We start from the raw sequence: 24,338 nt of genomic DNA on the forward strand, positions 1-24,338 counted from the left end.
GCAACAGATGTCCGGATAGTGGGAACGGGTGTTGCGGCCGTGTGAACTGCTCCCGCCGCACGCCGCGTTCGGCAGTCGCCGGGGCCGCCGGCCGCGGGCGGGGACCGACAGACCGGCGGCCCGTCACCACCCGCGCGCGTGCCACTCCGGCAGGTGCGGGCGCTCCGCGCCCAGGGTCGTGTCGTTGCCGTGTCCGGGGTAGACCCACGTCTCGTCCGGGAGGACGTCGAAGATCTTGGTCTCGACATCGCGGATGAGGCTGGCGAACGCCTCGGGATCGTCGTGGGTGTTGCCCACACCGCCGGGGAACAGGCAGTCCCCGGTGAACACATGGGGATGCCCGTGCGGGTCGTCGTAGACGAGGACGATCGAACCGGGGGTGTGCCCGACCAGGTGGCGTGCGGTGAGCTCCACCTGTCCCACCCGGATCGTGTCGCCGTCGTCGACGGGCACGTCGGTCCGTACGGGGATGCCGTCGGCGTCGTCGCGGCCCGCGTACGTGCGGGCGCCGGTGGCCGCCACGACCTCGGCGAGCGCCTGCCAGTGGTCGCCGTGCCGGTGGGTCGTGACGACCGACGCGATCCCGTCGTCGCCGATCATGCCGAGCAGCGTGCCCGCCTCGCCGGCGGCGTCGATCAGCAGTTGCTCGTCCGTGGCCCGGCAGCGCAGCAGATAGGCGTTGTTGTTCATCGGACCGACCGCGATCTTCGTGATCATCAGGTCCTTGAGCTCGTGCACGTCGGCAGGCCCGCCGACCGTCACCTGTCCGCTGTACGTCATGACCGCCAGCCTATAGCGGGGGAGGGGCCCGGGTCCTACAACGGGGGCAGCGGCGGAAGCGGACCGCCGTCCACCGTCAGCGCGGCCCCGTCACGGCGTCCCGCGAGCCACCCCAGGAGGTCCGCCGGGGAACCCGTGACGGTCACCTCGGGTCCGTCGTCCGGCCGGCGTCCCGTGCTCCACGCGCGCGTGCCGTCCGTCACACGGGTGGACGGCACATCGGGACGCCCGGCGAACCGGTCCGCGAGGAAGTCGATCTCCCGCTCCGTGAACTCCGCCGGCAGGTCCTCCAGCTCGTACCCGATGCCCAGGTCCACGTGGTGCAGCTCCACCTCCACCCACCGCCGGAACGGCACCCGGGCCGCGGTGTCCTTCACCCCGTTGCGCAGCTCCACCGTGCGTGACCAGTCCGCCGGAGCGTCCCCGGCCTCCTGGAAGCGGGCCGCGCTCTCCCGCAGGTCCGTGAGCTGGACGTCGAGGGCACGCGGGGCGTCCCGCTCGATGTCGGCGTCCCGGGCCTCGCCGGAGACGTACATGGGGCGGCCCTCCAGGACGTTCACGAGGGCGTCCGCGTTCCGGGCGAGGTGGGCCAGGACGTGGCCCCGGGTCCAGCCGGGCAGCCGTGACGGCTGCGTCACAGCGGCGTTGTCCAGGGTGCCGACTGCGGTCAGCAGCCGTTCCGTCGCGACACGTACAGACGCCAGGTCATGAGCGTGATCAATCATGGTGCTGACCCTAGCCTCGCCACTCCTTCGGGTGAAGGTGGTGAAGGAGTGCCGTAATTCGAAAGCACGTGCTATATGGTCGGACGTGGCGTCGGGCATGCTGGAGAGCCGGGGTTTGTTGGCAACCCGTGAATCCGACCGGCGTTGTCAGTGGCTCCCCCTAGTCTGGGAAAGACGGGGGCCCCGCCCCTGTCACTTCTCTCAAGAAAGGTGCGGACCGGCGTGGCCGACCGTCTCATCGTTCGTGGAGCGCGCGAGCACAATCTGAAGAACGTCTCGCTCGACCTCCCGCGCGACTCGCTCATCGTCTTCACGGGCCTGTCGGGGTCGGGCAAGTCCTCGCTGGCCTTCGACACCATCTTCGCCGAGGGGCAGCGGCGCTACGTCGAGTCCCTCTCCTCCTACGCCCGGCAGTTCCTCGGCCAGATGGACAAGCCGGACGTCGACTTCATCGAGGGCCTGTCCCCGGCCGTCTCCATCGACCAGAAGTCGACCTCGCGCAACCCGCGCTCCACGGTCGGCACGATCACCGAGGTCTACGACTACCTGCGCCTGCTCTTCGCGCGCATCGGCAAGCCGCACTGCCCCGAGTGCCACCGCCCGATCTCGCGCCAGTCGCCGCAGGCCATCGTCGACCGGGTCCTGGAACTGCCCGAGGGCAGCCGCTTCCAGGTGCTCTCGCCGCTGGTGCGCGAGCGCAAGGGCGAGTTCGTCGACCTCTTCGCCGACCTGCAGACCAAGGGCTACTCCCGCGCGCGGGTGGACGGCGAGACGGTCCAGCTGTCGAACCCGCCGACCCTGAAGAAGCAGGAGAAGCACACCATCGAGGTGGTCGTCGACCGCCTCACGGTCAAGGACGGTGCCAAGCGCCGCCTCACCGACTCCGTCGAGACCGCCCTCGGCCTGTCCGGCGGCATGGTCGTGCTCGACTTCGTCGACCTCCCCGAGGACGACCCCGAGCGCGAGCGCATGTTCTCCGAGCACCTTTACTGCCCGTACGACGACCTGTCCTTCGAGGAGCTGGAGCCGCGTTCCTTCTCCTTCAACTCGCCCTTCGGCGCCTGCCCGGACTGCACCGGCATCGGCACGCGCATGGAGGTCGACCCGGAGCTGATCGTCCCGGACCCGGACAAGAGCCTCGACGAGGGCGCCATCCACCCCTGGTCGCACGGCCACACCAAGGACTACTTCGGCCGCCTGATCGGCGCCCTCGCCGACGCGCTGGGCTTCCGTACGGACATCCCCTTCGCCGGGCTGCCGCAGCGCGCCAAGAAGGCCCTGCTGCACGGTCACAAGACCCAGGTAGAGGTGCGCTACCGCAACCGCTACGGGCGCGAGCGCCGCTACACCACGGCCTTCGAGGGCGCCGTCCCCTTCGTCAAGCGCCGGCACAGCGAGGCCGAGAGCGACTCCAGCCGCGAGCGCTTCGAGGGCTACATGCGCGAGGTGCCCTGCCCCACCTGTGAGGGCACGCGCCTGAAGCCGATCGTCCTCGCGGTGACGATCATGGGCAAGTCCATCGCCGAGGTCTCCGCCATGTCGATCAGCGACTGCGCGGACTTCCTGGGCGAGCTGAAGCTCACCGCCCGCGACAAGAAGATCGCCGAGCGCGTGCTGAAGGAGGTCAACGAGAGGCTGCGGTTCCTCGTCGACGTCGGCCTGGACTACCTCTCCCTCAACCGCGCGGCCGGCACCCTCTCCGGCGGCGAGGCCCAGCGCATCCGCCTGGCCACCCAGATCGGTTCCGGCCTGGTCGGCGTGCTGTACGTCCTGGACGAGCCGTCCATCGGCCTGCACCAGCGCGACAACCACCGGCTGATCGAGACCCTGGTCCGGCTGCGCGACATGGGCAACACGCTCATCGTCGTCGAGCACGACGAGGACACCATCAAGACCGCCGACTGGATCGTCGACATCGGCCCCGGCGCCGGTGAGCACGGTGGCAAGGTCGTGCACAGCGGCTCCCTGAAGGAACTCCTCGCCAACGAGGAGTCGCAGACCGGCCAGTACCTGTCCGGCCGGAAGGCCATCCCGCTGCCCGACATCCGGCGCCCGCTGGACCCGTCCCGGCAGCTCACCGTGCACGGCGCCCGGGAGAACAACCTCCAGGACATCGACGTGTCCTTCCCGCTCGGCGTGTTCACCGCCGTCACCGGCGTGTCCGGTTCCGGCAAGTCGACCCTGGTCAACGACATCCTGTACACGCACCTGGCCCGCGAGCTGAACGGCGCGAGGAGCGTGCCCGGTCGGCACACGCGCGTGGACGGCGACGACCTCGTCGACAAGGTCGTCCACGTCGACCAGTCGCCCATCGGCCGCACCCCGCGGTCCAACCCGGCGACGTACACCGGCGTCTTCGACCACATCCGCAAGCTGTTCGCCGAGACCACCGAGGCGAAGGTCCGCGGCTACATGCCCGGCCGCTTCTCCTTCAACGTCAAGGGCGGCCGCTGCGAGAACTGCGCGGGCGACGGCACCATCAAGATCGAGATGAACTTCCTCCCGGACGTCTACGTCCCGTGCGAGGTCTGCCACGGCGCCCGGTACAACCGGGAGACCCTGGAGGTCCACTACAAGGGCAAGTCCATCGCCGAGGTGCTCAACATGCCGATCGAGGAGGCCACCGAGTTCTTCGCGGCCGTCCCCGCCATCGCCCGGCACCTCAACACGCTCAAGGACGTCGGCCTCGGCTACGTCCGCCTCGGCCAGGCCGCGACGACCCTGTCCGGCGGCGAGGCACAGCGCGTGAAGCTCGCCAGCGAACTGCAGAAGCGCTCCACCGGCCGCACCGTCTACGTCCTGGACGAGCCGACCACCGGTCTGCACTTCGAGGACATCAGCAAGCTGCTGAAGGTCCTGTCCGGCCTGGTCGACAAGGGCAACACGGTCATCGTCATCGAGCACAACCTCGACGTGATCAAGACCGCCGACTGGATCATCGACATGGGCCCCGAGGGCGGCGCCGGCGGCGGTCTGGTCGTCGCCGAGGGCACGCCCGAGGAGGTCGCCGCCGTCCCGGCCAGCCACACCGGCAAGTTCCTCCGGGAGGTCCTCGGCGCCGACCGCATCAGCGACGCCTCCTCGGTCCGGGCACCGCGCCGGGTGGCGAAGAAGACGGTCCCGGCCCAGGCCACGGCGAAGAAGACCGCCAGGACCACGAAGGCGACCGCCACCACCGCCAGGACCACGAAGGCGACCGCGAAGAAGACCACGCGGACGACCAAGGGCTGACGGCTCACGACGGACGCGCCGTGCCCCACGGGTGACTCCCGTGGGGCATGGCGCGTCCGTGTGCCGGGGGTCAGTCGCCCTTCGGCTCCACGAACTGCATGTCGAGCTGGATCTTCACCACCTCGCCGAGCAGCCCCGGGGCGAAGTCGAGCCCGAACTCGCTGCGCCGGATCTCGCCCGTCGCCTCGAACCCGGCATGCCGGCTGCCGTCCATCGGCACGTCGACCAGCCCGCCGAACTCCACGGCGAGCGTCACCGGGCGGGTCACGCCGCCGATCGTCAGCTCGCCCTCCATCGTCCAGTCCTCGCCCGCGCCCGACACCCGGGTCGAGCGGTACGTCATCGTCGGGCGCTTCGCGACGTCGAGCAGGTCGGAGGCGCGCACATGGGCGTCCCGGTCGGCGTTGCCGGTGTCGATCGAGGCCAGGTCGACGGTGGCACGGACGCGCACGTCCTCGATCCGCTCCCCGACGAACAGCTCGGCCTCCAGCCGCTCGAAACGGCCCCGCACCTTGGCGATGCCCAGGTGACGGATGGTGAAGTTCACGGAGGAGTGGAACGGGTCCAGGGCCCAGTGCCCGGGGGCCAGCGGCAGGGTGGTGGTGGCGGTGTCATTCGTCATGCCCCCCACCCTGCGGGCTGCGCGGCCGGACAGGGAGACCGGCCCGAGGCTGGTAGTGACAGGGCCATCCTCCGCGCCCGTGGGCGAGGTACGTTCCTGTGGGTGAGCGACAACGAGTTGGGCACCTACCTGCGCACGTGGCGTGAAGCCGTCACCCCCGCCGAGGCCGGGCTTCCCACCGGCCCGCGGCGCCGCACGCCGGGCCTGCGGCGCGCCGAGCTGGCCACGCTCGCCGGCATCAGTGTCGAGTACCTCACCCGGCTGGAACAGGGCCGCGACCGCAACCCGTCCGCCCAGGTGCTCGGCGCCCTCGCCGACGCGCTGAACCTGTCCCTGGCCGACCGGATGCTGCTGCGCCGCCTGACCAAGGAGGCCGACGGCGGCGACCCCCTGGTCTGCGGCGCCGCCCCGGACCTCAGCCGCACGGCCCGCCCCACCGTGCGGGCCGTGCTGGACCGCCTGGAGCCGGCTCCCGCGCTGGTGGTCAACTGGATCGGCGACGTCCTCGCGTACACGGCCGGCTACGCGCGGCTGGTCGGCCCCATCGGCCTGCTCGACGACGAGCGGCCGAACCTGCTGCGCTACCTGTTCACCGACGAGCGGGCGCGGAGCGCCTACCGCGACTGGGACCGGGTGGCCGACGACCTCGTCGCCCGGCTGCGGCACGGCGTCCCCCTGAGGGACCCCCACCTCACGGAGCTGGCCGACGAGCTGACGGTGACGGCGGGGGCGGACTTCGCCGACCGGTTCGCCGACCTGACCATGGCACCGCGGTTGACCGGCTCGCAGCACCTCGACCACCCGGAGGCCGGCTCCCTGCGGCTGCTGCACGAGACGCTCGCGCTCCCCGACGAGGGACAGCGCGTCATCATCCACCTGCCCGCCGACGACGCCACGGCCGCGGCCCTGGACCGCCTCGACGGCCGCCGCCCCGGCGCGCTGCGGGCGGTGGGGGAGACGGGCTGAGCGACCGGACGGCTCCGGCGCTCGTCAGCCCTCCAGCTCACGCGCGTACGGCGGCTCCGCCCCCGCGCGCGAGCAGGTCACGGCCGCCGCACGCGCCGCGAAGCCCAGCAGCTCCGACCAGCCGTCCGGCCCCAGTGCGGCCAGGGCCGCCCCGCTGAGCGCGTCACGTACCGCGAGTCCGTGCAGCAGGGCCGCGTTCACCGTGTCGCCCGCGCCGATCGTGTCCACGACCTCCACCCGCTCGCCAGGCACGGAGTACGTGCCGCCATCGGCCGTGAACGCGGTCAGCCCCTCCCCGCCCCGGGTGATCACGACCGCGGCCGGACCGGCCGCGAGCCACTCCTGGGGGGTGCCGCCGAGCCACCGGGCGTCCTCCTCGGACAGCTTCAGCAGCGTCACCGACGGCAGCCAGCTCATGAAGCGAGCCCGGTAGGCGTCCGCGTCCGGAATCAGCCCGGCCCGGATGTTCGGGTCGAGCGCGGTGAAGACGCCCCGGGTGGCTGCCGCCCGCATCAGCTCCTCGTACGCGCTCGCCCCCGGCTCCAGCACCAGCGAGCAGGTGCCGAAGGAGATCGCGCGCGTGCCGTCCGGCAGCGCGGAGGGCGCCGTGAACAGCCGGTCCGCCGTCCCCTCGACGTAGAAGGAGTACGCCGCCGAGCCGTCCGCGCCGACCGTGGCGACGGCCAGGGTCGTGGGCTCGGAGCCGCGCTGCACCGCCGACACGTCCACCCCGGTCTCGCGCAGCCGGTCCAGCAGGGCCTGCCCGAACGCGTCGGACGAGAGCCGGGAGCAGAAGGCGGCGGGGGAGCCGAGGCGGCCCAGGGCCACCGCCGTGTTGTAGGGGCCGCCGCCGAGCGCCGGCCGCAGTGCGGCCAGGGCACCCGTGCCCTGCGGTACCAGGTCGATCAGTGCCTCACCGGCGACGACGATCACGACGGGGTTCCTTCCTCGGACGGGCAGCCGCACGACGTGCGGTGGACGAAGGTGCAGGGAAGCCGCAGGGTCCGGGCGGGCCGGTCCGGCTCGGCGAGCCGCTCCAGCAGCACGCCCACGGCCCGGGCGCCGATGTCCCTGCTGGGCTGGGCTATCGCGGTGAGCCGGGGCGAGAACAGATCCGCCCAGGCGAAGTCGTCGAAGCAGCACAGCGCGATGTCCTCCGGCACGGCGAGGCCGTGGGCGCGCAGGGCGCGCAGCGCGCCGATGGTCATGGCGTTGTTGCCGGTGACCAGCGCGGTGGGCGGCACGGCGAGCGACAGCAGGGCGGCGACGGCCTCCTCGGCACCGGCGGACGCCGAGTCGCCGTGCACGAGGAGCCGCTCGTCGTAGGGCAGCCCCGCGAAGGCGAGGCCGGTGCGGTAGCCCATGATCCGCTCGGTCGTGGTGCTGAGCCCCGGCAGCCCCGCCACCAGCCCGATCCGCCGGTGCCCGAGCCCGGCGAGATGGCCGACCAGCCGGGACGTCGGTTCGGCACTGTCCGCGCACACCTGGTCGAACCGCGGACCGCCGTCCGCCTCCGGGGCGTCCACCAGCCGGTCGAGGAACACGGCCGGTACGTCGTGCCGCTCCAGGTAGGCCAGCAGCCCGCGCGGATCGGCGGAGGGCGCGACGATCATGCCGTCCACCCGGCGCTCGTGCAGCAGCTGCACCACCTTGCGTTCGTGCTCGGGGTCGTCGTGCGGATCGGCGATCAGCAGGCTGTAGCCGGCCTCCAGCGCGGCGGCCTCGACGCCCTGGAGGATCTCCGTGAAGTACGGGTTGCTGATCGCCGACACCGCCAGTCCGATGGACCGGGTGCGGGACGTCACCAGGGCACGGGCCAACGTGTTCGTGGTGTAGCCGAGCTCCTCGACGGCGTCCAGGACCGCCTGGCGGGTGTGCGGCAGCACCGGCCGGGTGCCGTTCAGCACGTGCGAGACGGTCGCCACGGAGACACCGGCGCTCCGCGCGACGTCGGCCATCGTCGCCATGCCGCTCCCTTCCTCCGCTGCTCCGGCAGGGCCCTCAGGCGGGGAACGTACCGCATCCGGCGACAGGCGTAAACGTTTGCGCAAGCGTTTACGTCTCAAGGGGTGCCGCAGTGGGCGACCGCGGACACCGCCGTCAGACTCCCGCCTCCCAGTCCCAGCCGATCCCCAGGAAACCCGTCCGCACCCGGGGCTCGACCAGATGCACCGACCGGTGCCGCCCGCTCAGCGTCAGCTCCTGGCAGCCGCTGCGGGGCGCGGCCGCCGAGTGCTGGGCGAACCGGTGGCAGCGCAGCGGGAGGGCCGTCGGGTCGAAGGAGACCTGGAGCGCGTACTGGCCTCCGGGGGAGTCGAAGCCGCGGACGTACTCGCGCGACACACCCGCGGTGCCGTCCTCCACGCCGTAGCGGAACAGGAACGTGTCCCCGGCCCGCAGCCGGGTGTCGAAGAGCAGTTCGGCCGCGAGCACCCCCGTGTCGCCGTGCCAACGGACGCGTCCCGTACGGCAGTTCTCCAGGGCGTGCACCCGCATGCGCTGCGGCACGGCCCCCCGCTCGCCGTGGTGGACGGCGACGAAGCGGTCGACGCCGTCGCGGTGGGCGCGCACGATGTGGTGCGACTCGCGCTCGGCCAGCTCGCGCCGCGCCCCGATCCGCAGCCGCTCGTGGTGCCCGAGGGTGTGCAGGCCCCCGTCCGGCGGGCACTCCAGCTCGGCCAGCAGCTGGTCCAGGACCCCGGAGGCCTCGACGAGGGAACGGTAGGACCGGGCCGCGGACCGCTGCCCGGAGGGGCCGTCGCCGGACGCGGCGAGCAGCCGGAGCAGCGACTCCTCGGGCAGCTGCAGGATCTCCTCCAGCGCGCGGACGGCCCGCAGCGACTCGGGCCGCTGCGGGCGCCGTGCCCCCTGCTGCCAGTAACTGAGGCTCGTCACGCCCACCTTCACCCCGTGGCGGGACAGATGGTGCTGCACCCGCTGCAGCGGCAGCCCGCGGGCGGCGATCGCGGCACGCAGGGCGACGTGGAAGGGGCCGCCCCGCAGGGCCGAGTCCAGCTCGGCGGTGACGGCGTCCGCGTGCTGTGGGGCGTGCGGCATGCAGGGGCCTTCCTGTGAGTCGGCGACGGCTGGTCAGACCGTTCGCGCGGGCCGCCCGGGGCCGTTCCGCCGGCGCCGGGCGGGTCCTCACATCCGTACGCCGTCGTTCAGGGTCCCGAGTTCCCCCGCATTGAAGCGTGTTGACCTGGTCCCGACAACCACCTGATGCCGGACAGTGACGTACGCCCGGCCGCCCGGATCCGGACATGCGAACGCCCGGGGCGGTGTGCCCCGGGCGTCCTCGGCGGACGACGGCCTCTAGTTGCGGTCGCCGCCGCCCCGCTCCTCGAGCGACAGGCGCTTGGCCCGCACTATGTCGGCGTCACGCGGGTCCAGGAGGTCGCGCAGCCCGAACGTCTCGTCCGCGTGCCGGCGGGCACGGACCGTCCGCCGGTTCTTCTCGATCCGCATCCGCTTCATCTGCGCAGCCCTCCGACCCGTGGCCCGAGCCGCTCCGCGTGGGAGACGGCCGGTCCGCACCGACAATCCGTGCCCGCACCGGCACGGCCTGCGTCCTGCGGACGCCGCCGTGCCCGTGGGAAGCTGGCATTCCCGCTCCCGGCCCGCCGTAACCCCGGGGCGGCACATGCCGTTGAAAAGCGCCCCCGGGCCGGGACCGTGATCACGTCCCGCCGCGCGCTCGGCTGTCGGTGCCCGCCAGTAGGGTGTGAGACATGGCCGACCCCTCCAGCTACCGCCCCAAACCGGGTGAGATCCCCGACTCGCCGGGGGTCTACAGGTTCCGCGACGAGCACCGCCGGGTGATCTACGTCGGAAAGGCGAAGAGCCTGCGCCAGCGCCTGGCGAACTACTTCCAGGACCTGGCGGGCCTGCACCCGCGCACCCGCTCCATGGTCACCACGGCCGCGTCCGTGGAGTGGACGGTGGTGTCCACGGAGGTCGAGGCACTCCAGCTGGAGTACTCCTGGATCAAGGAGTACGACCCCCGGTTCAACGTCAAGTACCGCGACGACAAGAGCTACCCGTACCTCGCGGTGACGATGAACGAGGAGTACCCGCGCGTGCAGGTGATGCGCGGTCACAAGAAGAAGGGCGTGCGCTACTTCGGCCCGTACGCGCACGCGTGGGCCATCCGCGACACGGTCGACCTGCTCCTGCGCGTCTTCCCCGTGCGCACGTGCTCGGCGGGCGTGTTCAAGAACGCCGCCCGCACGGGCCGCCCCTGCCTCCTCGGCTACATCGGCAAGTGCTCGGCCCCCTGCGTGGACCGCGTCTCCGCCGAGGAGCACCGCGAACTGGCCGAGGAGTTCTGCGACTTCATGACCGGCCGCACGCACACGTACATCCGCCGCCTGGAGCGGCAGATGGGCGAGGCGGCCGAGGAGATGGAGTACGAGCGGGCGGCCCGCCTGCGCGACGACATCGGGGCCCTGAAGAAGGCCATGGAGAAGAACGCGGTCGTGCTCGCCGACGCGACCGACGCCGACCTGATCGCGGTCGCCGAGGACGAGCTGGAGGCGGCCGTCCAGATCTTCCACGTGCGCGGCGGACGCGTCCGCGGCCAGCGCGGCTGGGTCACCGACAAGGTGGAGGAGATCACCACCGGCGCCCTCGTCGAGCACGCCCTGCAGCAGCTGTACGGGGAGGAGACCGGGGACGCCGTCCCCAAGGAGGTCCTCGTCCCCGCCCTGCCCGACCCCGTCGAGCCGGTCCAGGAGTGGCTCGCCGGACGGCGCGGCTCCGGCGTCTCCCTGCGGATCCCGCAGCGCGGCGACAAGAAGGCGCTCATGGAGACCGTGCAGCGCAACGCCCAGCAGGCGCTCGTGCTGCACAAGACCAAGCGCGCCTCCGACCTGACCACCCGCTCGCGCGCCCTGGAGGAGATCGCCGACGCCCTCGGCCTGGACAGCGCCCCGCTGCGGATCGAGTGCTACGACATCTCCCACCTCCAGGGCGACGACGTCGTGGCCTCCATGGTCGTCTTCGAGGACGGGCTCGCCCGCAAGAGCGAGTACCGCCGCTTCCAGATCAAGGGCTTCGCCGGGCAGGACGACGTCCGCTCCATGCACGAGGTGATCACCCGCCGCTTCCGGCGCTACCTCGCCGAGAAGGAGAAGACGGGCGAGTGGACCGACGGCGACAACGGCGGGGGCACCGGGGGCGGCGACGGCACCCTCGCCGGCCCGGACGCCCTGACCGGCACGCAGGCACCGGCCGGCCCCGACGTCCTCACCGCCTCGGGCGCCCCGGTCGGCCCGGGCGGGCTCACCGAGGACGACGGCCGTCCCAGGAAGTTCGCCTACCCGCCCCAGCTCGTGGTGGTCGACGGTGGCGCCCCGCAGGTCGCGGCGGCCCGGCGCGCCCTGGACGAGCTCGGCATCGACGACATCGCCGTCTGCGGCCTCGCCAAGCGCCTGGAGGAGGTCTGGCTGCCCGGCGACGACGACCCGGTGATCCTGCCCCGCACCAGCGAGGGCCTCTACATGCTCCAGCGGGTCCGTGACGAGGCCCACCGCTTCGCGATCACCTACCAGCGCGCCAAGCGCTCCAAGCGCTTCCGCTCCAGCCCCCTGGACGACGTCCCCGGCCTCGGCGACACGCGCAAGCAGGCACTTCTGAAGCACTTCGGCTCGTTGAAGAGACTGCGATCCGCCACCATCGACCAGATCTGCGAGGTCCCCGGCATAGGCCGCAAGACGGCGGAGACGATCGTCGTGGCCCTGGCCCGCTCGGCCCCGCCCGCACCCGCCGTCAACACCGCGACTGGAGAGATCATGGAAGAGGAACCCGGCACCATGGGTTCCAGCGGCGAGCCCGTACGGACGGGCGCACCGGACGAACGACGGGGGCAGGAGACATGAATGTGAACGAGCACCACCAGCAGCAGGAACAAGCCGGAGCGGGAGCACAGGTGAGTACGGGCACGGCGAACGACAAGGCCCCGGTCCCGGACGCGGCCATCCCCGAGCTGGTGATCATCTCCGGAATGTCGGGGGCGGGCCGCTCGACGGCCGCGAAGTGCCTGGAGGACCTCGGCTGGTTCGTCGTGGACAACCTGCCGCCCGCGCTGATCCCCACCATGGTGGAGCTCGGCGCCCGCTCCCAGGGCAACGTGGCCCGGATCGCCGTCGTCGTCGACGTCCGCGGCCGCCGCTTCTTCGACAACCTCCGCGAGTCCCTCGCCGACCTGGAGGCCAAGCACGTCACCCGGCGGATCGTCTTCCTGGAGTCCTCAGACGAGGCCCTGGTGCGCCGCTTCGAGTCGGTGCGCCGCCCGCACCCCCTCCAGGGCGACGGCCGCATCGTCGACGGCATCGACGCCGAGCGCGAGCTGCTGCGCGAGCTGCGCGGCGACGCCGACCTGGTGATCGACACCTCCAGCCTCAACGTGCACGAGCTGCGCGCCAAGATGGACGCCCAGTTCGCCGGCGAGGAGGAGCCGGAGCTGCGGGCCACGGTCATGTCGTTCGGCTACAAGTACGGCCTGCCGGTCGACGCCGACCTCGTCGTCGACTGCCGCTTCCTGCCGAACCCGCACTGGGTCCCGGAGCTGCGCCCGTACACGGGCCTCAACGAGGAGGTGTCGGGTTACGTCTTCAACCAGCCCGGCGCCAAGGAGTTCCTCGACCGGTACACCGAACTGCTCCAGCTCGTCGCCACCGGCTACCGCCGCGAGGGCAAGCGCTACGTGACCATCGCCGTGGGCTGTACGGGCGGCAAGCACCGCTCGGTCGCCATGTCGGAGAAGCTCGCCGCCCGGCTCGCCGCCGAGGGCGTGGAGACGGTGGTCGTACACCGGGACATGGGACGCGAATGACACGACGTACTCCGCGGCTGAGCCGGCTGCGCCGGGTGGTGCCCGAGGGCAACACCGGAGGCAGGGGGGCCCGGCCGGCCGAGGCCCGGGGCGGCCGCCCGCGCCGCCGCGGCACCCAGCCCAAGGTCGTCGCCCTCGGCGGCGGCATGGGCCTGTCCGCCTCGCTCGCCGCACTGCGCCGGATCACCGGCGACCTCACCGCCGTCGTCACCGTGGCCGACGACGGCGGCTCCAGCGGGCGCCTGCGCGACGAGCTGGGCGTGCTGCCGCCCGGCGACCTGCGCAAGGCGCTGGCCGCGCTGTGCGGCGACGACGACTGGGGCCAGACCTGGGCCCGGGTCATCCAGCACCGCTTCCAGTCCCAGGGCGACCTGCACGAGCACGCGGTCGGCAACCTGCTGATCGTCGCCCTGTGGGAGCAGCTCGGCGACCACGTCCAGGCCCTCGACCTGGTCGGACGCCTGCTGGGCGCCCAGGGCCGCGTACTGCCGATGTCCGCGGTGCCGCTGGAGCTGCAGGCCCTGGTCAGGGGCCATGACCCGGCGCGCCCCGACGAGGTCGACACGGTCCGCGGCCAGGCCACCGTGGCCCTCACCCCGGGCGAGGTGCAGTCCGTGCACCTGGTGCCGTGCGACCCGCCGGCCGTGCCCGAGGCGGTCGAGGCCGTCCTGGACGCGGACTGGGTGGTGCTCGGCCCAGGCTCCTGGTTCTCCTCGGTCATCCCGCACCTGCTCGTGCCCGAGCTGCTGGACGCGCTCACGCAGACCAAGGCCCGCCGGGTACTCTCGCTCAACCTCGCCCCGCAGCCCGGAGAAACCGAGGGCTTCTCCCCGCAGCGTCATTTGGAGGTTTTGGGACGACACGCCCCTAAACTCGCCCTGGACGTGGTGCTGGCCGACGAGGCCGCCGTGCCCGACCGCGACTTCCTGACCGATGCCGCCAAGCGGTTCGGGGCCGCGGTCGAGCTGGCGCCGGTGGCCCGGCCCGACGGCACCCCGAGGCACGACCCGGAGCTGTTGGCCGCCGCGTACGACCGTATTTTTCGGATGCATGGAAGGATCGGCCCATGGCGATGACGGCAGCGGTGAAGGACGAGATCTCCCGGCTTCCCGTCACCCGGACCTGCTGCAGAAAGGCGGAGGTCTCCGCCATCCTGCGGTTCGCCGGCGGCCTCCACCTGGTGAGCGGTCGGATCGTGATCGAGGCGGAGCTGGACACCGCGATGGCGGCCCGCCGCCTCAAGCGGGACATCCTGGAGATCTTCGGCCACAGCTCCGAGCTGATCGTGATGGCCCCGGGCGGGCTGCGCCGGGGCTCGCGCTACGTGGTGCGGGTGGTCGCGGGCGGCGACCAGCTGGCCCGCCAGACCGGCCTGGTCGACGGGCGGGGCCGCCCGATCCGCGGCCTGCCCCCGCAGGTGGTCTCGGGGGCCACCTGCGACGCCGAGGCCGCCTGGCGCGGTGCGTTCCTGGCGCACGGCTCGCTCACCGAGCCCGGCCGCTCCTCCTCCCTGGAGGTGACCTGCCCGGGTCCCGAGGCGGCGCTCGCCCTGGTCGGCGCCGCCCGCCGGCTGCAGATCGCCGCGAAGGCCCGCGAGGTACGCGGGGTGGACCGGGTCGTCGTCCGTGACGGTGACGCGATCGGCGCGTTGCTGACGCGCCTGGGCGCCCACGAGTCGGTGCTGGCCTGGGAGGAGCGCCGGATGCGCCGCGAGGTGCGCGCCACGGCGAACAGACTGGCCAACTTCGACGACGCCAACCTGCGCCGCTCGGCGCGCGCCGCCGTCGCCGCCGGAGCCCGGGTGCAGCGCGCCCTGGAGATCCTCGGCGAGGACGTGCCCGAGCACCTGGCCGCGGCCGGCCGGCTGCGCATGGAGCACAAGCAGGCCTCTCTGGAGGAGCTGGGCGCGCTCGCCGACCCGCCGCTGACCAAGGACGCGGTCGCCGGGCGGATCCGCCGCCTGCTGGCCATGGCCGACAAGCGCGCCTCCGACCTCGGCATCCCCGGCACGGAGGCCAACCTCAGCGAGGAGCTCGCCGACAACCTCGTGGGCTGACCTCTGGACCCACGCAGCGTCAAGAAGCCGGTGCCGACCGCCACTTGGGTGGTCGTCACCGGCTTTCGCGTGTCGTTCGAGCACCCTTGACTCGATCATGGACTGTCATGAGCCTGGCATCTGTTCGCTGCTGTGGCGGACCCACGCTAGGGGGGTTCATGAGACGAAGAGCGAGATCGATCCTCGCTGTCGGCGCGCTCCTGTTCGGCGGAGCGAGCATCGCACCCATCGCCCAGGCACAACCGGGGAGTTCGACCCCGTCCGACCCGGACGAAGTCAAGGTCTTCCACGCCGACGTCACCCGGAAGCAGGTACCCCTGCTGCTGGCGGCCGGCCAGGACGGTCACGAGCTCAGTGAACGGGTGCCCGAGAAGGGCACCGCCAGCGTCGAGGTCTACCTGACCGCCCGTCAGGCCAAGAAGCTGGAGAAACAGGGCGTCGACCTCGCCGAGCACACCCTGTCCACCCGCGCGGACGCCCGCGTCGAGGCGGCCGCCGAAGGCGTGTTCCGTCCGTACGGCGGGCAGGGCGGCCTGAAGGAGGAGATCCTCAGGGTCGCGCAGGAGAACCCGGACCTCACCAAGGTCGTCTCCATCGGCAGGACCGTGAAGGGCCAGGACATCCTCGCCCTGAAGCTCACCAAGGGCGCGAAGAAGACCAAGGACGGCTCGAAACCCGCCGTCCTCTACATGTCCAACCAGCACGCCCGCGAGTGGATCACGCCGGAGATGACCCGGCGCCTGATGCACCACTACCTGGACAGTTACCGCAAGGACCGGCGCGTCAAGAAGATCGTCGACTCCACCGAGCTGTGGTTCCTGATCTCGGCCAACCCCGACGGCTACGACTTCACCCACGCCGACGACGCCAACCGCATGTGGCGCAAGAACCTCCGGGACGTCAACGGCGACGGCGCCATCACCACCGGCGACGGCGTCGACCTCAACCGCAACTTCGCCTACAAGTGGGGCTACGACAACGAGGGCTCGTCCCCCAACCCCGCCGGCGAGACCTACCGCGGCGCCGGCCCGAACTCCGAGCCGGAGACCAAGGCCCTGGACGCCTTCCAGAAGCGGATCGGCTTCACGTACGGCATCAACTACCACTCCGCGGCCGAACTGATCCTCTACGGAGTCGGCTGGCAGGTGGCCACGAACACCCCGGACGACGTCGCGTACAAGGCGCTCGCCGGCACGCCCGAGAACCCCGCGGTCCCGGGCTACCACCCGCAGGTCTCCTCCGAGCTGTACACCACCAACGGCGAGGCCGACGGCCACGCGGCGAACGTCAACGGGCTGGCGATGTTCACCCCCGAGATGTCGACCTGCCAGACCGCCTCCAACCTGGACCCGGACGACGAGTGGAAGGCGTCCGACTGCCGTTCGGTCTTCACCTTCCCGGACGACGAGAAGCTGATCCAGCAGGAGTTCGCCAAGAACGTCCCGTTCGCGCTCTCCGTCGCCGAGTCCGCCGCCCACCCCGACCGGCCGAAGTCGTCGGTGGGGCTGAGCGCCGCCGACTTCACCCCGGCCGCGTTCCCGACGTCGTACGCGCGCGGCGCCGACCAGGAGGTCTCCGTCGTCGCGCGCAAGGCGCTGCGCGACAAGGAACTGAGGTACCGCGTCAACGGCGGCCGCACCCACGACATGGCGCTCAGGCCCTGGAAGGGCGGCGAGACCTACGGCGGTGAGGACAACCTCTACTTCGACGAGTACCGGGCGAAGGTGAAGGACGGCGGGCCCGGCGACAGGGTCGAGGTGTGGTTCACCGCGGAGACGCGCGGCGGAAGGAAGGTGACCAGCGAGCGCTTCACCTACACCGTCGCCGAGCGGCCCCGGGCCGACACCCTCGTCGTCGCCGAGGAGGGCGCGACCGCCACGCAGGCGCAGAAGTACGTGGACGCGCTCAGGGCGAGCGGCCGCACGGCGGTCGTCTGGGACGTCGCCCGGCACGGCGCGCCCGACGCGCTCGGCGTGCTGAGCCACTTCGACACCGTCGTGCACTACACGGGCGCGAGCGTCCCCGGCAACGCCACCCAGCTGCAGCTGCGGGCCTTCCTCAACGAGGGCGGGCGGCTGATCGAGGCCGGCGAGCAGGCCGGCGGCAGCGTCGACCTCGGCGGCGGTGCCCTGTCGGACGACTTCAGCCAGTACTACCTGGGCGCCTACAGCCGGACCTCGGCCGGCGGAGCCACCGGCTTCACCGGCGCCGGTGAGCTGCGCGGCTTCTCGGGCCCGCTGGCCGCGGCCCCCGGCAACCCGCTGGACAAGGCGGGCCGGTACAGCGTCACCTCCGACGAACTGCCCGCCGAGCAGTTCCCGCAGTTCGCGAGCAGGGGCGCCGGTCAGTTCGCCGGGGCCGTCAACCCCTACGGCCCGTACGCCGGCTCCTCGATGGCCGCCGCCGTCCACACCGACGACGGCTACAAGCGCCTCATGCGCACCGTCGACCTCACCGGTGTCACGGCGGCCGACGGGCCCACGCTGCGCACCCGGCTGATGTGGGACACCGAGCCCGGCTACGACAACGTCCTGGTCGAGGCCCACACCACGGGCGCCGACGACTGGACGACCCTGCCCGAGAAGGGCGGCGCGACCAAGGCGACCGTGCCGGCGGAGTGCGAGGGCGGCTTCTACCTCCGCGAGCATCCCTGGCTGACGCACTACCTGACCCGGTCCGACGACGGCTGCGCGGCCACCGGCAGCACCGGCGCGTGGAACAGTCTCACCGGCAGCTCCGGCGGCTGGCAGCAGGTGGAGTTCGACCTGAGCGCGTACGCGGGCAGGACGATCGAGGTCGCGATCAGCTACGTCACCGACCCGGGCACCGGCGGCCACGGCGTCCTGGCCGACGACGCCTCGCTGGTCGTGGGCGGCACGGCGAAGGAGACCGAGGGCTTCGAGACCTCACTCGGCGCCTGGAAGGTCGCCGGGCCGCCCGCGGGCAGCCCGGCCGTCACCAAGGACTGGACCCGCACCGGGGCGCTCTTCCAGACCTACGGCGCGGTCACCACGGACGACACCGTGCTGCTGGGCTTCGGCCTGGAGCACGTCGCCACCGCCGCCGACCGGGCGGCACTGATGAGGAAGGCGCTCGCCTCCCTCGACGTGTGACCTCCCCCGAAGGGGGAACTCCGCGCTCGACCGGCACCACTCCGAGGAGCGGAATCGGGTGATCCCCGCTCCCGGGGCCGGGCGGTCCGTACCCCTACTGGCCGGTACGGACCGCCCTGCCGTGTATGGGGCATCTGGATGTCACCACCGGGGCCTCAGGGAGGTAGGGTCGGAGGCGGTCGGGGACATCCCAAACAGAGCTCGCCGGCTCTTCATGGCCGGCGTACCAACGAGGAGATCGGTTCGTGACGATCCGCGTAGGCATCAACGGCTTCGGCCGCATCGGTCGTAACTACTTCCGCGCGCTGCTGGAGCAGGGTGCAGACATCGAGATCGTGGCTGTCAACGACCTGGGTGACACCGCGACCACCGCTCACCTGCTGAAGTACGACACCATCCTCGGCCGCCTCAAGCAGGAGGTCACGCACACCGAGGACACCATCACCGTCGGCGGCAAGACCATCAAGGTCCTCGCCGAGCGCAACCCGGCCGACATCCCGTGGGGCGAGCTGGGCGTCGACATCGTCATCGAGTCGACCGGCATCTTCACCAAGAAGGCCGACGCCGAGAAGCACATCGCGGGCGGCGCCAAGAAGGTCCTCATCTCGGCTCCGGCCAAGGACGAGGACGTCACCATCGTGATGGGCGTCAACCAGGACACGTACGACCCGGCGAACCACCACGTCATCTCCAACGCCTCCTGCACCACCAACTGTGTGGCGCCGATGGCCAAGGTCCTCGACGAGAACTTCGGCATCGTCAAGGGCCTGATGACGACGGTGCACGCGTACACCAACGACCAGCGCATCCTGGACTTCCCGCACAAGGACCTGCGCCGCGCGCGTGCCGCCGCCGAGAACATCATTCCGACCACGACCGGTGCCGCCAAGGCCACCGCGCTGGTCCTGCCCCAGCTGAAGGGCAAGCTGGACGGCATGGCCATGCGCGTGCCGGTCCCCACCGGCTCGGTCACCGACCTGGTCCTGGAGCTGGGCCGCGAGGTCACCAAGGAAGAGGTCAACGCCGCCTTCCAGAAGGCCGCCGAGGGCGAGCTGAAGGGCATCCTCGAGTACACGGAGGACCCGATCGTCTCGTCCGACATCGTCAACGCCCCGGCGTCCTGCACCTTCGACTCCTCCCTGACCATGGTCCAGGAGGGCAAGAACGTGAAGGTCATCGGCTGGTACGACAACGAGTGGGGCTACTCCAACCGCCTCGTCGACCTCACGGTCTTCGTCGGCAACCAGCTCTGATCGAATAGAGCAGGCCTCCATGTGAGGGCAGGGCTCGGGCAGCGCGTGACCGCGCCGTCCGAGCCCTGACTCACGTACAGAACCGACCTGTTCGATCCCGAGCGCTTCCGAGCGATCACGAGCACTTGCAGGAGTCCCCATGAAGACGATCGACGAACTCCTCACCGAAGGAGTCGCGGGCAAGCGGGTCTTCGTCCGCGCCGACCTGAACGTGCCGCTGGACGGCACGACCATCACTGACGACGGCCGCATCCGCGCCGTGCTGCCCACCGTCAAGGCCCTCGCCGAGGCGGGCGCCCGCGTGGTCGTCGCCTCGCACCTGGGCCGTCCCAAGGGCGCCCCGGACCCCGCCTTCTCCCTCGCGCCCGCCGCCGCCCGGCTCGGGGAACTCCTCACCGCCGACGTGGCGTTCGCGACCGACACGGTCGGTGAGTCCGCCGAGTCGACCGTCGCCGCCCTCGAGGACGGCCGGGTCGCCGTCCTCGAGAACCTCCGCTTCAACGCCGGCGAGACGAGCAAGGACGACGCCGAGCGCGCCGCCTTCGCCGACCGGCTCGCCGCCCTCGCGGACGTCTACGTCGGTGACGGCTTCGGCGCGGTGCACCGCAAGCACGCCTCCGTCTACGACCTCCCGGCCCGGCTGCCGCACTACGCCGGCTACCTCATCGCGGGCGAGGTGGGCGTCCTCAGGAAGCTCACCGACGACGTCCAGCGGCCCTACGTCGTCGCCCTCGGCGGTGCCAAGGTCTCCGACAAGCTCGCCGTGATCGACCAGCTCCTCGGCAAGGCCGACCGCATCCTGATCGGCGGCGGCATGGCCTACACGTTCCTCGCGGCCAAGGGGTACGAGATCGGCAAGTCCCTCGTGCAGGAGGACCAGATCCCGGCCGTGCGCGAGTACGTCGAGCGGGCCGAGAAGACCGGCGTCGAGCTGGTCGTGCCCGTCGACGCGCTGACCGGCAGCGCCTTCCCGGACCTGAAGACCAAGGCCCCGGCCAACCCCACCACCGTCGCCGCGGACGCCATCCCGGCCGACCAGATGGGCCTCGACATCGGACCCGAGACCCGCAAGCTGTACGCGTCCAAGCTCGCCGACGCCGCCACCGTCTTCTGGAACGGTCCCATGGGCGTCTTCGAGCACCCCGACTACGCCGAGGGCACCAAGGCGGTCGCCCAGGCCCTCATCGACTCCCCGGGCTTCACCGTGGTCGGCGGCGGCGACTCCGCCGCGGCCGTGCGCACCCTGGGCTTCGACGAGACGGCATTCGGCCACATCTCGACCGGCGGCGGCGCCTCCCTCGAATACCTCGAGGGCAAGACGCTCCCCGGCCTCGCCGCACTGGAGGACTGACCTACATGAGCACGCGCACGCCGCTGATGGCGGGCAACTGGAAGATGAACCTCAACCACCTCGAGGCCATCGCGCACGTCCAGAAGCTCGCCTTCGCCCTGGCCGACAAGGACTACGAGGCCGTCGAGGTCGCCGTCCTGCCGCCCTTCACCGACCTGCGCTCCGTGCAGACCCTGGTCGACGGCGACAAGCTCAAGATCAAGTACGGCGCCCAGGACATCTCGGCGCACGACGGCGGCGCCTTCACCGGCGAGATCTCCGGCCCGATGCTGGCCAAGCTGAAGTGCACCTACGTCGCCATCGGCCACAGCGAGCGCCGCCAGTACCACGGCGAGACCGACGAGCTGGTGAACGCCAAGGTCAAGGCCGCCTACAAGCACGGCCTGACCCCGATCCTGTGCGTCGGCGAGGAGCTGGAGGTCCGCGAGGCGGGCAACCACGTCTCCCACACCCTCGCCCAGGTCGAGGGCGGCCTGAAGGACCTCGCCGCCGAGCAGGCCGAGACGATCGTGATCGCCTACGAGCCCGTCTGGGCCATCGGCACCGGCAAGGTCTGCGGCGCCGAGGACGCCCAGGAGGTCTGCGCCGCCATCCGCGGCAAGATCGCCGAGCTGTACACGCAGGAGCTGGCCGACAAGGTCCGCATCCAGTACGGCGGCTCCGTGAAGTCGGGCAACGTCGCCGAGATCATGGCGCAGGCCGACATCGACGGCGCCCTGGTCGGCGGCGCCTCCCTGGACGCCGACGAGTTCGTCAAGATCGTGCGCTTCCGCGACCAGTGAGTATGCGCTAACGGTGATTCGTCGTACCCTTGCGGGGTCCAGCGCCGTGCTGGGCCCCGCGTCGTCCATCCGAGTCCGAGGAAGTTGGTCCAGCCGTGGTTTTGGGGTTCTCGATCGCCCTGATCGTCTTCAGCCTGCTGCTGATGCTGCTGGTGCTGATGCACAAGGGGAAGGGCGGCGGCCTCTCCGACATGTTCGGTGGCGGCATGCAGTCCTCCGTCGGTGGTTCCTCGGTCGCCGAGCGCAACCTCGACCGGATCACCGTCGTGGTCGGTCTGCTGTGGTTCGCGTGCATTGTCGTGCTCGGCATCCTGATGAAGGTGAACAACTGACCGAGCCCCGCCCGCACGGAACCCGTACGTAAGGCCCCATGTTCGGTACGCGCAGCTGAGCGCGGCCTATCATGGGGCTTGCGTCTAGGTGTGAGGGTTGTAACTCCAACCACTGGACGCGCGTTGGGCCTTACGTAGACTGAGGCGCTCGCAGCGAAGCGGAACGCCGACTCGCTTCGCGGCACCATCACGCAGGGAGTTACGACCGTGGCAAGTGGCAACGCGATCCGGGGAAGCCGGGTCGGGGCGGGGCCGATGGGCGAGGCCGAGCGCGGCGAGTCCGCGCCCCGGCTGCGCGTCTCCTTCTGGTGCTCCAACGGACACGAAACCCAGCCGAGCTTCGCCAGCGACGCGCAGGTGCCCGACACCTGGGACTGCCCGCGCTGTGGCTTCCCGGCCGGCCAGGACCGGGACAACCCCCCGGCCCCGCCGCGCACCGAGCCCTACAAGACGCACCTGGCGTACGTGCGGGAGCGGCGCAGCGACGCGGACGGCGAGGCGATCCTCGCCGAGGCGCTCGCCAAACTGCGGGGCGAGATCTAGCAGTCGGGACCGGCCGGGCACCAGCGGGTGCCCGGCCGGAGCTGCTCTCCCGGTCCGCGGCCGGCCGATTGTCAGTGGTGCCCTCTACGGTTCGTGCATCGGGCGAACCGAGGGGGAGCGGTGGCGAGGGTCGAGGTGCGGGACGTGCGTGCGCCCGCGCGGCGCGGGGGCTTCGGACGGCTGTGGAGCGCCGCCGTGCTGTCCAGTTTCGGCGACGCCCTGCGCACGGCCGCACTGCCCCTGCTCGCCGTCACACTGACCGACGAGCCGCTGCTGGTCGCCTCGGTCACGGCCTGCGGCTATCTGCCCTGGATCGTCTTCGGCCTGCTCGGCGGGGCCGTCGCCGACCGTGTCGACCAGCGGCGCGCCATGTGGCTCGTGGACGCCGTGCGCGGGCTGCTGGTCGGCGCCTTCGCGGTGGCCGTCGCCCTCGGCCACGCGTCGATCGGCCTGCTCGTCGTCCTGGCCTTCGCCCTCACCACGCTCCAGACCCTCTTCGACAACGCCGCCACGGCGCTGCTGCCCTCCCTGGTCGGCCGGGAGGCGCTGGGCAGTGCCAACGCCCGGCTGCTGACCGGCCAGCGCATCGCGGGCGGCCTGCTCGGCGGCCCCGCCGTGCCGCTGCTGCTGATCGCCGGGACGGCCGTGCCCTTCGCCGCCGACGCCGTGACGTTCCTGGTGGCCGCCGTGCTCATCGCCTCCCTGCCGGCCGCCGCGTCCGAGCGGAAGCCCAGACCGGCGGGCAGCACCCTGCGCCGCGAGATCGCCGAAGGGCTGCGCACGCTGGCGCGCGACAAGGCCCTGCGCGGCCTCTGCGCCGCCACCGCCCTGTGCAACATCGGCATGAGCGCCCTCATCGCCACCCTCGTGGTCCTGGTGACCGGCTGGCTGGACGCCGGGAACGCGGGATACGCGGCGGCGATGACCGCCTGCACGGCCGGCAGCCTGGCCGGGGGAGTGGCGGGCGGCCGGCTCGTCACCCGCTTCGGGCGGATGCGCATGGTCCTCGTCGCCGGGACGGCGCAGACCGGAGCGCTCCTCGTCATGGGGTCGGTGCGCAGCATGATCGCGCTGACGGCCGCCCTGGCCGTCTTCGGGTTCATGGGCATGGTGTGGAACGTCAACACCACGACGCTGATGCAGCAGCGCAGCCCCGCCGAGATGCTGGGCCGCGTGAGTTCCGCATACCGGACGCTCGCCGTCGCGGGCGCGCCCCTGGGCGCGGTGCTGGGCGGGGCCGCCGCCACGGCCTGGGGGAAGAACACCCCGGCCCTGCTCGCGGCCGCCTTCTTCGTCCTGTCCGTCATCGCGCTGATACCCGGGCGCCGCCGGGACGTACCTGTTGTTGCGCCGGAGGACGGTACGACGACAGGCCACGGCAACCGCTGATCAATTAGGTTGGGACCGGCAGCGGGGCAGGTACGCAGCAGCACAGGCAGGACAGGAAAGAAGGCTGAAGTCCGAGATGAACGCAGACGGCCGTACCAGGCTCAACCAGACGTCCGAGTGGACGGCGCTGGCCAAGCACCGTGAGGAGCTGGGCGAGGTCCAGCTGCGCGAGCTGTTCGCCGCCGACCCCGGCCGCGGCAGCGCGTACGCCCTCCGGGTGGGGGACCTGTACGTCGACTACTCCAAGCACCTGGTCACCGACGAGACGCTGGCCCTGCTGCGGGAGCTGGCCGCCGCCACCGACGTGTTCGGGCTGCGGGACGCCATGTTCCGCGGCGAGAAGATCAACACCACCGAGAA

20 protein-coding genes and 1 pseudogene are annotated in these 24,338 nt (G+C 71.7%); 14 read left to right on the top strand and 7 right to left on the bottom strand.

The window, feature by feature from the left end; genetic code table 11:
• Positions 1–123: 123 nt before the first annotated feature.
• Positions 124–780, bottom strand: a complete 657-nt coding sequence (locus tag RIN80_RS07575) for an MBL fold metallo-hydrolase (RefSeq protein WP_309094732.1) — start codon at positions 778–780, stop codon at positions 124–126.
• Positions 781–815: 35 nt separating this feature from the next.
• The gene (locus RIN80_RS07580; protein WP_309094733.1) at positions 816–1,505 is read right to left on the bottom strand and encodes a maleylpyruvate isomerase family mycothiol-dependent enzyme; all 690 of its coding nucleotides are present in this window, start codon (positions 1,503–1,505) and stop codon (positions 816–818) included.
• A gap of 222 nt (positions 1,506–1,727) precedes the next feature.
• Between RIN80_RS07580 and uvrA the strand changes: the two genes are divergently transcribed.
• Positions 1,728–4,736, top strand: coding sequence for an excinuclease ABC subunit UvrA (gene uvrA / locus RIN80_RS07585; protein ID WP_309094734.1), 3,009 nt, complete (start codon positions 1,728–1,730; stop codon positions 4,734–4,736).
• 70 nt (positions 4,737–4,806) lie between these two features.
• Here the strand turns inward: uvrA and RIN80_RS07590 are convergent, their stop codons facing one another.
• A complete protein-coding gene (locus RIN80_RS07590) occupies positions 4,807–5,358 on the bottom strand; it encodes a YceI family protein (protein WP_309094735.1) in 552 nt (183 codons plus the stop codon).
• Between the two features lie 102 nt (positions 5,359–5,460).
• Here RIN80_RS07590 and RIN80_RS07595 point away from each other — a divergent pair, with 102 nt between their 5' ends.
• Positions 5,461–6,324, top strand: a complete 864-nt coding sequence (locus tag RIN80_RS07595) for a helix-turn-helix domain-containing protein (protein WP_309094736.1) — start codon at positions 5,461–5,463, stop codon at positions 6,322–6,324.
• A 24-nt stretch (positions 6,325–6,348) separates the two neighbouring features.
• Here the strand turns inward: RIN80_RS07595 and RIN80_RS07600 are convergent, their stop codons facing one another.
• From RIN80_RS07600 to RIN80_RS07615, 4 genes are all read right to left on the bottom strand, one after another.
• Positions 6,349–7,257 carry a carbohydrate kinase gene (locus RIN80_RS07600; protein WP_309094737.1) on the bottom strand — a complete coding sequence of 303 codons (909 nt, stop codon included), beginning with the start codon at positions 7,255–7,257 and terminating at the stop codon, positions 6,349–6,351.
• A complete protein-coding gene (locus RIN80_RS07605; RefSeq protein WP_309094738.1) occupies positions 7,254–8,291 on the bottom strand; it encodes a LacI family DNA-binding transcriptional regulator in 1,038 nt (345 codons plus the stop codon). The genes RIN80_RS07600 and RIN80_RS07605 overlap by 4 nt, the downstream gene beginning before the upstream one ends.
• 133 nt (positions 8,292–8,424) lie before the next feature.
• Complete coding sequence (locus RIN80_RS07610) at positions 8,425–9,381, bottom strand: hypothetical protein (protein ID WP_309094739.1); 957 nt, start codon at positions 9,379–9,381, stop codon at positions 8,425–8,427.
• Positions 9,382–9,639: 258 nt separating this feature from the next.
• On the bottom strand, positions 9,640–9,801 hold the full coding sequence (locus tag RIN80_RS07615) for a hypothetical protein (RefSeq protein ID WP_309094740.1): 162 nt from the start codon (positions 9,799–9,801) through the stop codon (positions 9,640–9,642).
• Between the two features lie 254 nt (positions 9,802–10,055).
• Between RIN80_RS07615 and uvrC the strand changes: the two genes are divergently transcribed.
• The 12 genes and pseudogenes from uvrC to RIN80_RS07675 form a co-directional block, all read left to right on the top strand.
• Positions 10,056–12,203 carry an excinuclease ABC subunit UvrC gene (uvrC, locus tag RIN80_RS07620; RefSeq protein ID WP_309094741.1) on the top strand — a complete coding sequence of 716 codons (2,148 nt, stop codon included), beginning with the start codon at positions 10,056–10,058 and terminating at the stop codon, positions 12,201–12,203.
• On the top strand, positions 12,200–13,159 hold the full coding sequence (gene rapZ / locus RIN80_RS07625; protein ID WP_309094742.1) for an RNase adapter RapZ: 960 nt from the start codon (positions 12,200–12,202) through the stop codon (positions 13,157–13,159). The genes uvrC and rapZ overlap by 4 nt, the downstream gene beginning before the upstream one ends.
• Positions 13,156–14,235 carry a uridine diphosphate-N-acetylglucosamine-binding protein YvcK gene (gene yvcK, locus RIN80_RS07630; RefSeq protein ID WP_309094743.1) on the top strand — a complete coding sequence of 360 codons (1,080 nt, stop codon included), beginning with the start codon at positions 13,156–13,158 and terminating at the stop codon, positions 14,233–14,235. The genes rapZ and yvcK overlap by 4 nt, the downstream gene beginning before the upstream one ends.
• Positions 14,226–15,215 (top strand): DNA-binding protein WhiA, encoded by a 990-nt coding sequence (gene whiA, locus RIN80_RS07635; protein ID WP_309094744.1) that lies wholly within the window; start codon positions 14,226–14,228, stop codon positions 15,213–15,215. The genes yvcK and whiA overlap by 10 nt, the downstream gene beginning before the upstream one ends.
• A 158-nt stretch (positions 15,216–15,373) precedes the next feature.
• Positions 15,374–18,328, top strand: a complete 2,955-nt coding sequence (locus RIN80_RS07640; RefSeq protein WP_309094745.1) for a M14 family zinc carboxypeptidase — start codon at positions 15,374–15,376, stop codon at positions 18,326–18,328.
• A gap of 245 nt (positions 18,329–18,573) precedes the next feature.
• The gene (gene gap / locus RIN80_RS07645) at positions 18,574–19,581 is read left to right on the top strand and encodes a type I glyceraldehyde-3-phosphate dehydrogenase (RefSeq protein ID WP_309094746.1); all 1,008 of its coding nucleotides are present in this window, start codon (positions 18,574–18,576) and stop codon (positions 19,579–19,581) included.
• A gap of 139 nt (positions 19,582–19,720) precedes the next feature.
• The gene (locus tag RIN80_RS07650; RefSeq protein ID WP_309094747.1) at positions 19,721–20,932 is read left to right on the top strand and encodes a phosphoglycerate kinase; all 1,212 of its coding nucleotides are present in this window, start codon (positions 19,721–19,723) and stop codon (positions 20,930–20,932) included.
• Positions 20,933–20,937: 5 nt separating this feature from the next.
• Complete coding sequence (gene tpiA, locus RIN80_RS07655; RefSeq protein WP_309094748.1) at positions 20,938–21,714, top strand: triose-phosphate isomerase; 777 nt, start codon at positions 20,938–20,940, stop codon at positions 21,712–21,714.
• A 101-nt stretch (positions 21,715–21,815) separates the two neighbouring features.
• A complete protein-coding gene (secG, locus tag RIN80_RS07660; protein ID WP_009300451.1) occupies positions 21,816–22,046 on the top strand; it encodes a preprotein translocase subunit SecG in 231 nt (76 codons plus the stop codon).
• A 207-nt stretch (positions 22,047–22,253) separates the two neighbouring features.
• Positions 22,254–22,589 (top strand): RNA polymerase-binding protein RbpA, encoded by a 336-nt coding sequence (locus RIN80_RS07665; protein WP_129797281.1) that lies wholly within the window; start codon positions 22,254–22,256, stop codon positions 22,587–22,589.
• Between the two features lie 120 nt (positions 22,590–22,709).
• Positions 22,710–23,978: an MFS transporter gene (locus RIN80_RS07670; protein ID WP_309094749.1), complete on the top strand. Its 1,269-nt coding sequence runs from the start codon at positions 22,710–22,712 to the stop codon at positions 23,976–23,978.
• Positions 23,979–24,054: 76 nt separating this feature from the next.
• Positions 24,055–24,338: pseudogene (locus tag RIN80_RS07675) on the top strand (glucose-6-phosphate isomerase); the annotation flags it as partial.

Origin of the sequence: Streptomyces sp. (assembly GCF_031181705.1) — a bacterium.
GTDB lineage: Bacteria > Actinomycetota > Actinomycetes > Streptomycetales > Streptomycetaceae > Streptomyces.